Source organism: Marinicella meishanensis (assembly GCF_019931145.1).
Lineage (GTDB): Bacteria > Pseudomonadota > Gammaproteobacteria > Xanthomonadales > Marinicellaceae > Marinicella > Marinicella meishanensis.
The window spans coordinates 427,143-440,593 of the sequence record NZ_JAIOUV010000004.1 but is presented as its reverse complement, the minus strand read 5'-3'; the positions used below and the strand labels follow the sequence as shown (position 1 = coordinate 440,593).

Below are 13,451 nucleotides of genomic sequence, written 5' to 3'. Positions count from 1 at the left end.
GTTTTTCAAGTCAAACCAAAGGGGCCTCTGGGCCCCTTTTTCACATGGCGGGCTTGATCCGTCCGGCCCAACCCGCCCAAGCACCTGTCTTGAGTGATCTGGCTCAGCGATCCAAAGCCCATTGGGGCTATCCAGCAGATTTCATGCAAGCCGTGGTGGCGGAATTGACTTATTCACCGGAATCCATCAGGCGGCACCCCACCCAGGTGCTGATGGACGGCGAGCAGGTGTTGGGTTTTTATCAGTTGCAAGCCACCAGTGCTGAGGCCGTGGAGTTGGAAGCCTTGTTTGTTGACCCGCAACACCTCAGACAGGGTTTGGGGGGAAAATTATTTCGCCATGCGGTGCTCTGGGCCCAAAGTCAGGGCTTTCAAGAGATGACCATTCAATCCGATCCCCATGCCGCAGCGTTTTATGCCATCCAGGGCTGTACCCAAGTCGGGGAGATGGCGTCTTTGAGCATTCCAGGTCGGCAGTTGCCCTTGTTTCGCTTGTCTCTGTGAAGGCCTGGGTGGGTGCTCAATTTAAATAAATCGCCCCATCAAAAGCGGTCAGGCGATGTGCCGTTTGGCTTTTTCGGCTCCATACCTGGCCAGTAAAGGCGTTTGAGATTTGCATAAAAAAGCGCGCAAAGTCGATGAAACTGGTGCCTTTGGAGTAGCCCCTGGCATGGTCGTCCAGGTTTTCAATGAAACGGGTAGAATCATCCAGCGCCGCCCCCAAATAAACATGTTCCTGATTGGTTTTGATGTAAGTTAAGCGCTGGTAAATGTCGGCAAAGGTTTGCATGTGCGCCGCATCAAGCGAATCCACATACTCACCTGAGAAGCGGGTGTTTAATCGGTCCAGCAATTGCGGCAATGCCGAGTGGTCGTTTGCTTTTTGGAATTTCTCAAGGGTGGTGCACAGGAAGTTTCGGTCTTCCAGGTTTTTGATGGTTAATTTCAGCAGCAGGCTGTCATTGAGGCCGTTGTTGTGGTGGGCTTGGTAAAAATCCGCCCAATGGTCAATGGCCTTTTGGGCTTTCAAGTGGTCTTTGACGGCGGCCAGCTGTTGCTCAATTTCATCGGCTGGCACAAAGTGTTTCATCACGGTTTTGTTCATCAAGCTGAGCCAGCTCAATTTGGCTGATTGTTGGTGGCTCTGTGGATCGCTGTCGCCATCCCAGGCGATCACATGCCAGCAAATGGCTTTTTTGGATTTGCCAATGAACTTCTCCACCGCTTGGTCGTCATAAGTCCTGGCCCAATACTCAAACTGTGGAATCTGATCGAATTGGTCAAAGACCTCTTCCCAGCCCTGTCCCCAGGTTTGTAAAATCGCGTATTGACCTTTCAGCACCAGCTCACTGATGGTCAGTGGATTGGTGGCCAAGGTGCTTGGTTCATCAGGCGACTCAGGCTGAAAAGAATGGGCTGCATAACAGGCAGCCAAAGTGTCCTGGGTGAATTGGTTTTCGGTGTTTTTGAAGGTTTCTTTTAATGCCGCATTCAATTTGATGACGACCGTGCCGGTGCATTCGCTCATGGTGGTGTTTGTCCTGTTCTCAGATGAAAAAACCACACCCCACCGGCCAGTCTGAAGCCTACATTGGTGGTGGCGCAGCCCCAAAAAAGTGGGCCATGTTAACACATCAATGGTGGCTTCCGAACAGTGCGATTGGTCACTGTTGATGGCTCATTGCTTGGCCGTGTCCAACAGCTTGTATGCCGCCATCAACACATTGTCAGTTGGGTTGGCGTCAGGTTTGACCAGCTGATCTGGGGACACCCGTTCGCGCGGGGTGCCGTTGACATGAAACAGCTGTTCAATCGGCATTTGAAACCCATAATTCACGCCGTTGATCGCAAAGCCATTGATGGCACCAAGTAAGCCAGCCATGTCTGTGCCCACCAGGGTGGCGCGTTGCATGCCTTGCAGGCCGATGGCCAGCCCTTCGCCCATGCTGCCGGTCCAGTGATTGACCAACACCACCAGCGGTTGGCGGTAGGTGGTGCCTCGTGGTTCAACCCATTCGGTCCAGATCCGGGGCACCCCGATGGCCCCTTCGCGTTGCTCGACAAAGCGGTGGGTTTGGTACGGCTTGGCCTGTTCGATGAAGCGACCCATGATGGCCCGTGCCAGGTAGCTGTCGCCGCCCCCAATGGTGTGTCGCAGGTCCAACACCAGGCCTCGGGTTTCGGACATCGCATCCAGGGCCTCGTCAAAAGCCGCGATCAGCTCGCTTTGACCCAGTGAGTTGTGTAATTTGATGAGGCCAAACCCAGCATCGGTGATGTGGTGGCTGAGCAGGCCTTCGGTGTGCTGGTACGTCCATGCATCCAAGTCAATGGTGCGTCGTTCATCGCCCTGCTGGATGGTCAGGAGGCGGGGTTGAGAGTAAGTGCCAGCGAGGGCTTTGTTGAGGATCCAGACTTGGTTGTCTGCTTGGTTTTTGTCCAGGCATTGGGTGGGGAATTGGTCAATGACTTGTTGGGGGGTCAAGCCATTGAGCTGCAACAACACCGCGCCGCTGGCCAACCCAACCGGATTTTGCAGGTGGTTTTTCCAGTGGTCATCGATGGTGAATTGATCCCCGCTCAGGGCCACCGTGACCGGCCCATATAGGCGGTATGAGTGCTGGGTGTTGGTGTTCAGGTGCATGTGGTTGTCGGCAAATTCCAACATCAAATGTTCCAGTTTGGTCAGCAAGGCCGTTGGCGACTCCTCGCCGGTGAGGGCATAAGCCTGCTGCAGACAAGCCAGGTCCAAGTTTTGCTGGGGCCAGTAGGCGTGGTGCTGTTGAATCAATTGCAATGTGGTTTGGATGGGGTGGCTGTTTTGGGCCGATACATTCAAGGCCGTTAACTGGGCCACCAAGGCCCACCACCAGGTGCTTAATAACAATGCTTTCATTGGTCTGCTGTTGGTTTTGACAGGCGCCCATTGTAGCCATTGTCCAAGCCCCCGTCTTGTACGATATTGCAGACCGGTTCGGTCAGGATTGTTGAAATGTGGCTGGGGTTACGCCCATGATTTTTTTGAAATGGCGGTGGTAATGCGCGGCGTCATAAAAGCCGGCAGCCAGGGCGCTGTCGGTGATCGATGCGCCAGCAGACAAGTGGTCCAGGCTGTACTTGATGCGGTGGTGAATGACCCATTGGTTCGGCGTCATGCCGGTGCTGTGTTTGAAAGCACGGATCAATTGGTAGGGGCTCATGCCCAATTCCTGGGACCAGGCCGACAGGTCGAAGGGCGCCAAGTAGCGTTGTTGTGCAAACTCATTCAAGGCACCATCCAATGGTTGGCATTGGCCGTTGGTTTGGTGTCGTTTCAGCCGCCGCAACAAACGCCGCAACAAACGCTCACTGGGCGCTTGGTCCTGTTGCACCGCAGCCTGGATGGCCGCCATTAAACAGACCAACTCAGGGTCCTCAATCACATGGTTGAAGCGCCATTGATCGGCGTTTGTCGGCCTGCCCAACAACGGCGGTGGCAGGTATAAGGTGAAAAAAGCATGACCACCTGGCACCTCGCAGACGGTTTGGTGAACCTCTTTGGGGTGAGAAATCGCCAGGGTGTTGGGGCCGGCATGTTGGGTTTGGCCATTGATGTGGTTGACGAAAGTGCCACATCGGTTCCATGTGACTTGTAAGCTGTTGTGGTAGTGGGGGGCAAAGCGGTTGCTGTAGGCTTCGGTGTCCAAAGCCTTGAGGCCGTCATATTGATCAAATTGATGAAATGAAACCAGACTCATGGCCACCAGATCAGTATTCCAAGGCATCGAATTCCTGGATGTTTTTCAACAACAACAAAGTGCTTTTTTCAATGTTGACCCGGTCGTTGGCATCGGCCAATTGGCGCATCGAGTCGGTGATGGCAATCCACCAACGCATGTGGTTGGCGCTCAACTGCGCCGCCACCGGCACCAAGTCGCGCACCAATGCCAATGAGTGGATGCAGGTTTTTTTCAAAAACACCATGCTCTCCAGGTCCAATTGCTGGCTTTCCACCTGGTCGATGAAGCGCTGAATGATTTTGGGGTCTTTTTCCAGCGCCACCGATGGCATGGGCTCGGCGTGCTGGTCCAAAAAGCCGATGTCCAAATAGGACAAGAAGCTGCGCAAGGAACCGCGCAACGACAACCACAGCTCACTTTTGCGTTGCATTTCGCGGGATTTTTGAAAATAGGACAACAGCCCGATCCAGAAAAAACCCTCCAAACAAAAGCCGATCAATTCCGGCACGATGTTGTCTCTGAACGCGCCAGGGGTGTTGTCATGGAAAAAGAAACGAAACAGGAACAAGGCGGTCAAGCCAAACACCGCCATGGGGGCATACATCAGGTATTTATTCATGGCTGGCTCCACCCCCATCGGTCTGTTGCACATAGGCTTTGACCACGTTGACGATTTTGTCCGCTTCGGCGGCACTGAGGTTCAACGGCAAGCCTTGCAGGTACACAATCAAGCCTTCACGCAAAGGAATGGGGATGATGTCATCTTGGGTTCCGGCATGGTGCAAGGCGATCGACTCGAGGGCTTTTTGTTCTTCCAGGTCGCGCTTTTGTACCGGTTTGGCCGGGGCCAGGTTGCTGCCGGTGGAGGTGAATGCTTCGGGGTTTTTCAGGTAGTTGAAATAGTCATCCATCGCCGCTTTTAAGCGCGCATTGTACAGGTTCATGGCCTCTTCGCGAATCGACGAATCTTCCATTTTGTGGATTCTGGAGCACAGTTCATCGACGTCCAGCTGGCGCAGGTTGATGCGTTCTTCGGCATTGAGGTGATCCAACAGTTTTTGGGCGGCGGTTTTGCGACTGCGGGCCACACCTGGGTTCATGATGCCGGTGACAGCGGCTTCTTTGAGGAATTGCATCAGGCCATTTTTGCTGTAGTCCAAGTCTGCCATTTCACGCCCTGCTTTAAAAAATTAGATTATAATCATTACGAACGAGCAACACAAAAGTTATCCCCATGATCAAATTGACCCTAAAAATATGCCTGCTGACTTTTTTTTTACCTGTGACGATGGCTGCTGATCGCGTCACGGGCTTGGGATTTGCCACCCGTTCTCCGGTGTTGGCTTCCGAAGCCATGGCCGCCACTTCCCAACCATTGGCCACCCAAGTGGCGCTGGATGTCATGCGCCAAGGTGGCAACGCCATTGATGCCGCCATCGCGGCCAACGCCATGTTGGGCTTGGTGGAACCCACTGGCAACGGCATCGGTGGTGATTTGTTTGCCATTGTGTGGGATGCCAAAAGCCAAAAACTGTATGGCTTAAACGGCTCAGGCCGCTCGCCCCAGTCATTGTCGTTGCAATGGTTTTTGGACAACGGCTATGACAAGATCCCATCCCATGGACCCTTGCCGGTGTCGGTGCCCGGTACGGTGGATGCTTGGTTTATGTTGCATGAACGCTTTGGTCAACTGCCCATGAAACAGGTGCTGCAACCCACCATCGACTACGCCGAGAAAGGTTTTCCGGTGAGTCAATTGATTGCTTATTACTGGGACCGATCGGTGCCCCGGCTCAGCGAGTTTCCGGGCTTCAGTGAACAATTCACCACCGATGGTCGGGCCCCCAAAGAAGGCGAAATCTGGCGCAACCCGAATTTGGCCAACACCCTCAAAGCGGTCGCGTCCGGCGGCCGGGATGCGTTTTACACCGGTGACATGGCCCGCACCATGGCCGATTACATGCAGGCCAACGGTGGTTTTTTGAGTTATGAAGATTTGGCCAGCCACCGCGGAGAATGGGTGGAACCGGTCAGCACCAATTACCGGGGTTACGATGTGTGGGAACTGCCACCCAATGGCCAAGGCATCGCCGCTTTGCAAATTCTCAACATCATGGAACAGCACGACCTGAGTCAAATGAGCCATGTTTCGGCAGAATATGTGCACTTGTTCACCGAGGCCAAAAAGGTGGTGTTTGAAGACCGCGCGAAATACTATGCCGATCCGGCCTTCAATCAAATCCCTGTGGCTGAATTGATCTCAAAACCCTATGCCAAACAGCGGGCGGCCTTGATCGACCCCAACCAAGCAGGCCGACATTACCCCGCTGGAAATCCGGCTTTGGACCACGGTGACACCATCTACCTGACCACCGCCGACAGTGAGGGCAACATGGTGTCCTTGATCCAAAGCAATTACCGCGGCATGGGTTCAGGCATGGCGCCCCCAGGACTGGGGTTCATTTTTCAGGACCGCGGCGAGATGTTTTCCTTGCAAGCAGGTCACTTCAATGTGTTTGCTGGCGGAAAGCGCCCCTTTCACACCATCATTCCGGCCTTCATCACCAAAGACGGCCAGCCGTGGATGAGTTTTGGTTTGATGGGCGGGGCGATGCAACCACAAGGTCATGCCCAGATTGTGATCAACATGATTGATTTTGGCATGGATGTGCAAGCCGCTGGTGATGCCCCCAGGATTCACCACACCGGTTCTTCTGAGCCCACCGATGAGGTGATGACCGACGGTGGGGTGTTGAATCTGGAAACAGGCTTTCCCTACAGCACCATCCAGGCCTTGATGAAGAAGGGCCACAAGATCCAGTTTGCCCATGGACCCTATGGTGGCTACCAAGCCATCATGAGGGCTGAAAATGGGGTGTACTGGGGTGCTTCAGAATCCCGCAAAGACGGGCACGCCGCGGGTTATTGATTCCAAGGCTGAAGATCAGGGCCTGTTATTAAGGCCCAATCAAGCCCTGGTGTCAACCAAACTTGACAGCTGTCTGCCAGAGTTGCCAATTGGGCGTCTGTGCATTATGCCGCTGTGAAAATCACATTGATCTGGGCTCATTTTGCCCCGGCAATCTGCCCAAACAGCTGAATTTTGGCCTAAAACCTCAAAAAATAAATGTCTATATATATCAATGTTTTACGGGTGTTTATTAAAAAAATAGTGAAATAATTTACTTTATAGCTTGCATCAAAAGCATTCTGTATGTTATTGTTTTACTTAGCAAATGTGCCCTAGAACCGATTTCTCAAACATTCGGTTTATACCTCTTAATCCCAAACCGCCTTGGCTTGGGATTTTTTTTGCCTGTCTGTCACCGGCCATTGAAGCTCAGAAATGGTAGTCAAAAGTCGCCAAATCACCGGCAAAGCGGTCGCTGATGATGCTTTTGGATGTGTCATCAAAGTAATCTCGATAACTGACTTTTTTGGATGCTTTCAAGTGGGGTAAACGCACGTTCAAGTCAAAACGCCGCGCCAAATCCGAAAAATCGGCGGCCAATTGTTCAAACCGATACACCTGATCGACCAGTAAATGGCCTTGGGCATCTGCCAACCACTCGACTTGCGGCATGAACATTTTGGGCTTGTCATAATACTGGGGATCGCGATCACCGTAGCTGCGCCGGACCCATTCGTTGAAAGAAATCGGTGATGTTTGCATTTGTGTTTGGTTGGTCCTGACCCGATAGCGGTAGTGCGAGCAGACCTTGTCAAACGGGTTGCGCACAAACGAAAAAGTGAATTTGCTTTGCCATTTGTTTGCCCCGACCTCGGCTTTCTTTTCCAAGGCCGTGAGGTGTTCAAACGGCAGGCCCAAGGCCTTTTCCACACTGCTGCCACCGGTTTTGTTGATGTGAATGAAGATGTAATCGGGTTCTTCATACCACAAAGGGAAGGTGTGCAGCTTGCGCTTCACCCAACGCCGTTTACTTTTCAATTGGGTTTTGAGCTGTCGGAGGGCGTTCATTGCTGGGTTTTTTTGATCAACTCGGCATGAAAGATGGCATTGATGATCCAGCGTTGGGTGCCATACCAAAAAGCCCGGAAATTGGGGTTGAAGCCAAACTTGATCAAAGTACCCTGGCCAGACCGTTCGGCCACCACCAAGGGTCTGTTTTGCAGTTTTTCCTGCCAATGGTCAGACACATAGCCAGCCGCCCGCACCGTTTCGGTCACTTGTAAGGGCACATGGAAGTAGGCTTCACTCGCTGGATCAATGGCTTGCAGCAGCGACGAACCTTTCATCAACACGTGCTGGGTGGCCAGGTGGGTACCAAAAGCCAGGGGATGGCTCAAGTCGGCTTGGGCCGAAACGATGGCGCCGCCGAGGATTTTTTCGGCGGCTTGTTGGTCGTAATCGGCATAGCTCAAACGCTGTGGTGTTTTGGGTTCGGCTGATTGCTCGCTTGATTGTTCGCCGGTTTTTTTGTCTTTGGCCGTTTCCTCTGAATCGGCTTGCAGGTGTTTTTCCACCCACACAGCACCCCGTTGTAAAGCCACCAAGTGGCCGCCTTGCTTGACCCAGGCAGCCAGGGCTTGGGCTTGTTCATCAGACAGGTGCTTGGCGTAATTGCCATCAGGCATGATGATGTGGGTGTAGTCACTGAGTTTGACCGTGGGCAAATGTGACAAGCGCACCTTGGTCAAGGGTAAATAGACTTGGGTATCAAACAGGTGCCACAAACTGCCCGCTTGGTAGGCGTCGATGCCTTGTCCCACCAACATCATCACTTTGGGTGATGGCAACAGCCGCACATTGGGTGAACCCAAGTCAATGCCTGCCTCCGCCAACGAGGTGGTCAATGGGTACCACTGCACGCCAAAGGCATCGGTGATGGTGCTCAAAGTGGCAAACAGCTCATCCTGGTTGGTGTCTTTGGGCACCGGCAACACAAAACTGCCTGCTGGCAGTTGCCGACCATTGATGGTCATGTCTTTGCCGCTGATGAACACCGATTCGTGTTGTTCGGCGAGGTAGCGCAAGGCCGCTGGGGCGTTGCCACTGTGCCAGTCAAATGCGTAGGCAATGGCTTGGTTTTGGTAGGCGTTGTTGGGCTTGAATGCGGGGATGTCGTCATGCGTTGCAGGGGCCGATTTGACTGCTGACCAATGCAGTCCCCAGGCCATGCCCAAGTGCCAGGCCGAAACGTCATAAAAGGTGTTGTCTTGGAACGAGGTGTCGGTGTTGAACAGCGATTGCACCAATGTGGTTTGATCTTGATTCAAAGGGATGTAGATGGCCGAATCTTGGCGGTAGACGTGTCCTTCGATGTCTTTGTTGCTGCTCAAGAACCGATGCTCAATGCGGTGCTTGTTCAAAAACCAATGCACCTTTTGGGTACCGTGATGGCCATTGGGTGCTTCGACCACATAGCCCTTGGTGGACAATTTGGCGGCCTGTTGCTTGGCCTGGTCGAAAAAGTTTCTTTTGTATGCCAACAACGCCTGTTTGTGTTGTTGGGCCCCTTTGAAGGTCGAAACAGCAGTCAAGAACTGGTTGTGGATGCCAACCGCCAGGGAGCGCTGGCCATTGTGGGTATCGATCACCCCGCCCATGGCCCGGGCTTGTTCAAACAGGATGCCAATGCTGCCTTGCAAATCGGGATAGGTGGACCCTTTGCCCGGATAAAAATCATCAAAGCTTTCTTTGCTGTAGTAAAACTGGCCGGCCTGGTCCAAGGCGTCGGCGTGAAATTGGGCCAATTGGCTGGTTAATGCCACATTTTGCTCGGTGATCAAGGGATTTTTGCGACTGGGCACGCCTGGCTGGAAGAAGAAACTGGCCGCCGAGCCCATTTCGTGGTGGTCGGTCAACACATGAGGCTGCCATTCATGGAATTGATCAATGCGAGACTTGGACTCGGTTTGGGTCAACAGCAACCAATCCCGGTTCAAATCGAACCAATAATGATTGGTGCGGCCACTGGGCCACACTTCGACATGAGACAGGTCATTGGGGTCACTCACGGTGGACAAGGACCGTTGGTTGTTGACGTAGGTGGTGAAGCGTGACAAACCATCGGGATTGATCACCGGGTCGATCAGCACCACGGTGTCTTGCAGGCCGTTTTTGATCGTTGGGTTGTTGGTGGCCAGCAGGTACCAGGCAAACAACACCGACGCATTGGCGCCGCTGGATTCATTGCCGTGGACACTGAAACCCGCCCACAATTTCAGGATGTTTGGATCACTTTTCACGGCATCCAAGTTTTGGATGTTGTCGGCCGCACTGATGGCCAACAACACCAGCCGCCGGCCTTCATTGGTCAAGCCATAATCGATCAAGCGCGCCTCAGGTCGGGAAGCGGCCAACACACTCAAATAGCTGATGATTTGATCGTGGCGCAAATGGCGGTCGCCCAGCTGTTGGCCCAACACCGCCGGTGGTGAGGGGATGGTGGCATCAAACATCTCACCTTCTGGCAGGTAAAATTCCAACGGTTTGGCGGCGGCCAGACCAGTGGCCAGGAGTAAGAACAGGCCCAGGTATTTGTAGTTCATTGTGTGGTCAAGTCAAATGAGGACGTACAGATTGTATGGCAGCGATGCGCAATTGTCTAATCTGCTCACCGAGTTCTTTGCCGGTATAGCCTTGTTCAAACAAGGGTTGTTTGTCGATGTGGCGGGCGGCATTGAACAAGTGTTGGATGGCGTCGGCTTGTGGATAAGACTGAAACGCTGCACCCCAACGACCGGTGGCATCGGCCTGACAGGCGGCGATGAATTTGTTGAGAAGTTTGGGTTGGCGGTAGGCATTCAGGCGGCTGAAGAGCTTTTCAATGGTGCTGGCCCGCAATTCCAATATGGTGTGGGCGTGTAAGTGCCATTGGCAAACCAACAAAGCCAGTTTTTTGTAGTGGTTGGGCACCTTGAGTCGTTGGCTGACGGCCTTGACCAATGGCACCCCGGCGGTTTCATGCCCCCGGTGACTGGGCAGAATGTCAGGCGGGGTGATGCCTTTGCCCAAGTCGTGCACCATCACGGCATAGGCCACGTCATTGTCCAGCCCTTGGGCTTGATCAATGGCCAGCATGGCATGCAAACCGGTGTCCACTTCAGGGTGCCACATGGCGGTTTGTGGGATGCCAAAAAAGTCACTGATTTCAGGCAGCAAAACAGCCAAGGCACCACAATCTTGTAAGGTCAGGAAGAACGCCGAAGGGGTGCTTTGGTTGAGGCTGCTTTTGACTTCTTGCCACACCCGCTCAGCCACCAGATTGGCCACTTCGCCAGCGGCCACCAACTGCCGCATCAAGGCCATGGTTTCGGGGTGGACGGTGAATCCCAGGTGCTGGTAGCGGCTCATGAATCGCGCCACCCGCAACACCCGGACCGGGTCTTCGGCGAAAGCTGGCGAGACGTGTTTGAGCACACGGTTGTTCAAGTCTTGTTGGCCACCGTGGGGATCGATCAGTTGACCGTCTTGGTCCATGGCGATGGCGTTGATGGTCAAATCACGGCGCAACAAGTCGTCTTCCAAAGTGACCCCTGGATCGGTGTTGAAGGTGAACCCATGGTAGCCGGTGCCGGACTTGCGTTCGGTGCGGGCCAGGGCATATTCGTCTTTGCTGTCGGGGTGTAAAAACACCGGAAAATCTTTGCCCACTGGCAAAAAGCCCTGGTCCAACATGGTTTTTGGGTCGCTGCCCACCACCACATAATCACGGTCTTTCACTGGCAAGCCCAACAATTGGTCACGCACTGCGCCACCGACCAGGTAAATTTGTGGCTTGGCTTGGCTCATGGCAAGCAAACCGCTTGGGTGGTTTGTTGTGGGGTGGTCTTGTTGGGCCAGGCCCGACTCGGACTCTGGTTGATCGGCAAGGTGGGCATCCAACTGGTAATGCGGCGCGGTGTTTGGTTGATCAACCAATCATAGATGGTGACGTTGGACAGGATGCGGGTGATGTAATCACGGGTTTCCCGGTAGGGGATGGTTTCCAGCCACAGGTCTGGTGATTGCGGGAAATCCTGGCTCCAGTCCAGCGACTTGCGTTCACCGGCGTTGTAAGCTGCCGCCACCAAGATCGGGTGATCAAATTGTTTGAACAGGTTCTTTTGGTATTGCACCCCCAATTTGATGTTCAACGGCGCTTGGTGTAAATCGCGGCTTTGGTTGACCGTCAGACCCAATTGGCTGGCCACTGAGCGGGCGGTGGAAGGCAACAATTGCATCAGGCCATGGGCATTGGCATGGGACACGGCGTCTTTGGTCCAGGCACTTTCTTGTTTGATGATCGCCATCACCCATTGGGGCAAGGGGTCGTTGCTGGTTTCCTGGCGAATGATTTGCTCGTGGGCCACCGGATAGCGGGAGTGGTAATTCTCCCAGTGACCCAAATCGGCCATGATGGCAATTGACTTGGCATACCAGTGTTCTTGTAACACCCGCTCGGCCAAGGCAATTTTTTGGTCTTTGTTGAGGCCCTTGTAAGCGGTGTTCCATTCCCGACGGGCTTTATACAGCAAGCCCGCATGGTGCAACTCGATGGCCCGCACAATGGCCAGCGGCGGGTTGAAGGCCGCCAACGATGAACTGACTGGCTGGTGGCACAAATGGTAGGGCTGACGCAAATGGTCGGCCGCCAAAAAACCATAGTAATTGGACTCTCGGCTGAGGTTGGTGAAGATCTTTTTGGCTTCATCTGGCTGGCCCAATTTGGCCAAGGCCCGGGCCGTCCAATACTGCCAACGGTCCTGAGACAGCTGTCTCAGGCTCATTTTTTTCAAGGCATCCAAGACATCGGCCCATTGTTCATGGTACAGGTAGTAACGCACAATCCAGGCATGAATTTGGTCGTCTTTCATGCCCGCCGGTAAGCGTTTCATGGCATCGATGGAAAAGGGTTCGTAATCGGTGGCCGCAAACAAGGCCATTTGCCGTTCAACTTGATCGATGTGCGCCTGTGGCAATTTGTGCGCCGCTTTGATTTGTGGCCAAATGGGGTGTAGTTGGGCCGGCATTTTTTTCGCAGCACGCATGCCGGTTTTGTGCAGCAACCAAGGCAATTCGGGGTTCGGTGGCCAGCTGCTGGCTTGACCCAGGGCGGCAATGGGGTCTTGCAGCAGATCCATGGCTTGTTTGACCCAAACCGGTTGACTGCGCAGCTGGGTGCGCAGGTGATTGACCAATGACATGTTGTTGCTTTCAAAGGCCAACTGGATCCGTTTCAAACGTTTTTGATCGGTCAAATGGCCTTCGGCTTGCCACCATTTGAAGGCAAAATCACAGGCATCCGGAGCGGACAGTCCGGACATCCACATGGTCTCTACCAAAGGTGCCAGGCCCTTGAGTTGCTGTTGTTGGATGCGGGCACGCAGATACCAGCACTGTCGTTTGCCGCGGTCAAAACCGTTGTGATACTGCAGGTATTTGGCCCACTGTTGTTGTTGGCCCAAGTGGTCCAGCAGGTATTCCTTGAGCTGTTTGTTCAAGGGGCTGTCCGGGTGTTGTTGGGCAAAATCGGCCACCGCTTGTTCCGGCAAGTTGTGCATGTCGTGGCGGATCAGCGCATAATCCAAATAATGGGTGATGGGGTAGTTGTCCAGCGGTGCCCGCCGTTGGGCCACCTGGCTGGCATCGCCATTCAGTGCCAGGGCATACAGTTGCCGAAACAATTGCCGCTGTTGGTCGGTTTGTGCCCAGCCAGCCAGGCACCAGGCAAGCAAAGCTGCTGTGATCAACAAGCGGTGTCTTTTGTGGTGGCTGTCACGGCCCATG

The 13,451-nt window shown here is 53.7% G+C and carries 11 protein-coding genes; 2 read left to right on the top strand and 9 right to left on the bottom strand.

What is annotated here, in order from left to right; translation table 11 throughout:
* Positions 1–44 precede the first annotated feature (44 nt).
* Positions 45–503: a GNAT family N-acetyltransferase gene (locus K7G70_RS09320; RefSeq protein ID WP_223788356.1), complete on the top strand. Its 459-nt coding sequence runs from the start codon at positions 45–47 to the stop codon at positions 501–503.
* Between the two features lie 16 nt (positions 504–519).
* Here the strand turns inward: K7G70_RS09320 and K7G70_RS09315 are convergent, their stop codons facing one another.
* The 5 genes from K7G70_RS09315 to K7G70_RS09295 form a co-directional block, all read right to left on the bottom strand.
* Positions 520–1,527, bottom strand: a complete 1,008-nt coding sequence (locus K7G70_RS09315) for a hypothetical protein (protein WP_223788355.1) — start codon at positions 1,525–1,527, stop codon at positions 520–522.
* 150 nt (positions 1,528–1,677) lie between these two features.
* The gene (locus tag K7G70_RS09310) at positions 1,678–2,895 is read right to left on the bottom strand and encodes a S41 family peptidase (protein ID WP_223788354.1); all 1,218 of its coding nucleotides are present in this window, start codon (positions 2,893–2,895) and stop codon (positions 1,678–1,680) included.
* An 82-nt stretch (positions 2,896–2,977) separates the two neighbouring features.
* Positions 2,978–3,763, bottom strand: a complete 786-nt coding sequence (locus K7G70_RS09305) for a helix-turn-helix domain-containing protein (RefSeq protein ID WP_223788353.1) — start codon at positions 3,761–3,763, stop codon at positions 2,978–2,980.
* Positions 3,747–4,337: a hypothetical protein gene (locus K7G70_RS09300; protein WP_223788352.1), complete on the bottom strand. Its 591-nt coding sequence runs from the start codon at positions 4,335–4,337 to the stop codon at positions 3,747–3,749. Before K7G70_RS09300 ends, K7G70_RS09305 begins: the two co-directional genes overlap by 17 nt.
* The gene (locus tag K7G70_RS09295; protein ID WP_223788351.1) at positions 4,330–4,887 is read right to left on the bottom strand and encodes a hypothetical protein; all 558 of its coding nucleotides are present in this window, start codon (positions 4,885–4,887) and stop codon (positions 4,330–4,332) included. The genes K7G70_RS09300 and K7G70_RS09295 overlap by 8 nt, the downstream gene beginning before the upstream one ends.
* A gap of 65 nt (positions 4,888–4,952) precedes the next feature.
* Here K7G70_RS09295 and ggt point away from each other — a divergent pair, with 65 nt between their 5' ends.
* Positions 4,953–6,647 (top strand): gamma-glutamyltransferase, encoded by a 1,695-nt coding sequence (ggt, locus tag K7G70_RS09290; RefSeq protein WP_223788350.1) that lies wholly within the window; start codon positions 4,953–4,955, stop codon positions 6,645–6,647.
* A 411-nt stretch (positions 6,648–7,058) separates the two neighbouring features.
* Here the strand turns inward: ggt and K7G70_RS09285 are convergent, their stop codons facing one another.
* The 4 genes from K7G70_RS09285 to K7G70_RS09270 are packed head-to-tail and all read right to left on the bottom strand — an operon-like array spanning position 7,059 to position 13,450.
* Complete coding sequence (locus tag K7G70_RS09285; RefSeq protein ID WP_223788349.1) at positions 7,059–7,697, bottom strand: sulfotransferase family 2 domain-containing protein; 639 nt, start codon at positions 7,695–7,697, stop codon at positions 7,059–7,061.
* A complete protein-coding gene (locus tag K7G70_RS09280) occupies positions 7,694–10,231 on the bottom strand; it encodes a M14 family metallopeptidase (protein WP_223788348.1) in 2,538 nt (845 codons plus the stop codon). Before K7G70_RS09280 ends, K7G70_RS09285 begins: the two co-directional genes overlap by 4 nt.
* Before the next feature lie 7 nt (positions 10,232–10,238).
* Positions 10,239–11,474, bottom strand: coding sequence for a multifunctional CCA addition/repair protein (locus K7G70_RS09275; RefSeq protein WP_223788347.1), 1,236 nt, complete (start codon positions 11,472–11,474; stop codon positions 10,239–10,241).
* Positions 11,471–13,450, bottom strand: coding sequence for a transglycosylase SLT domain-containing protein (locus tag K7G70_RS09270; protein ID WP_223788346.1), 1,980 nt, complete (start codon positions 13,448–13,450; stop codon positions 11,471–11,473). Before K7G70_RS09270 ends, K7G70_RS09275 begins: the two co-directional genes overlap by 4 nt.
* Between the last annotated feature and the right edge of the window lies 1 nt (position 13,451).

Bases quoted from the DNA above. Each gene is read 5' to 3' on its own strand.
- K7G70_RS09285 (WP_223788349.1), bottom strand. From the start codon at position 7,697: ATGAACGCCCTCCGACAGCTCAAAACCCAATTGAAAAGTAAACGGCGT.
- ggt (WP_223788350.1), top strand. From the start codon at position 4,953: ATGATCAAATTGACCCTAAAAATATGCCTGCTGACTTTTTTTTTACCT.
- K7G70_RS09270 (WP_223788346.1), bottom strand. From the start codon at position 13,450: ATGGGCCGTGACAGCCACCACAAAAGACACCGCTTGTTGATCACAGCA.
- K7G70_RS09315 (WP_223788355.1), bottom strand. From the start codon at position 1,527: ATGAGCGAATGCACCGGCACGGTCGTCATCAAATTGAATGCGGCATTA.
- K7G70_RS09310 (WP_223788354.1), bottom strand. From the start codon at position 2,895: ATGAAAGCATTGTTATTAAGCACCTGGTGGTGGGCCTTGGTGGCCCAG.
- K7G70_RS09320 (WP_223788356.1), top strand. From the start codon at position 45: ATGGCGGGCTTGATCCGTCCGGCCCAACCCGCCCAAGCACCTGTCTTG.
- K7G70_RS09275 (WP_223788347.1), bottom strand. From the start codon at position 11,474: ATGAGCCAAGCCAAGCCACAAATTTACCTGGTCGGTGGCGCAGTGCGT.
- K7G70_RS09280 (WP_223788348.1), bottom strand. From the start codon at position 10,231: ATGAACTACAAATACCTGGGCCTGTTCTTACTCCTGGCCACTGGTCTG.
- K7G70_RS09305 (WP_223788353.1), bottom strand. From the start codon at position 3,763: ATGCCTTGGAATACTGATCTGGTGGCCATGAGTCTGGTTTCATTTCAT.
- K7G70_RS09295 (WP_223788351.1), bottom strand. From the start codon at position 4,887: ATGGCAGACTTGGACTACAGCAAAAATGGCCTGATGCAATTCCTCAAA.
- K7G70_RS09300 (WP_223788352.1), bottom strand. From the start codon at position 4,337: ATGAATAAATACCTGATGTATGCCCCCATGGCGGTGTTTGGCTTGACC.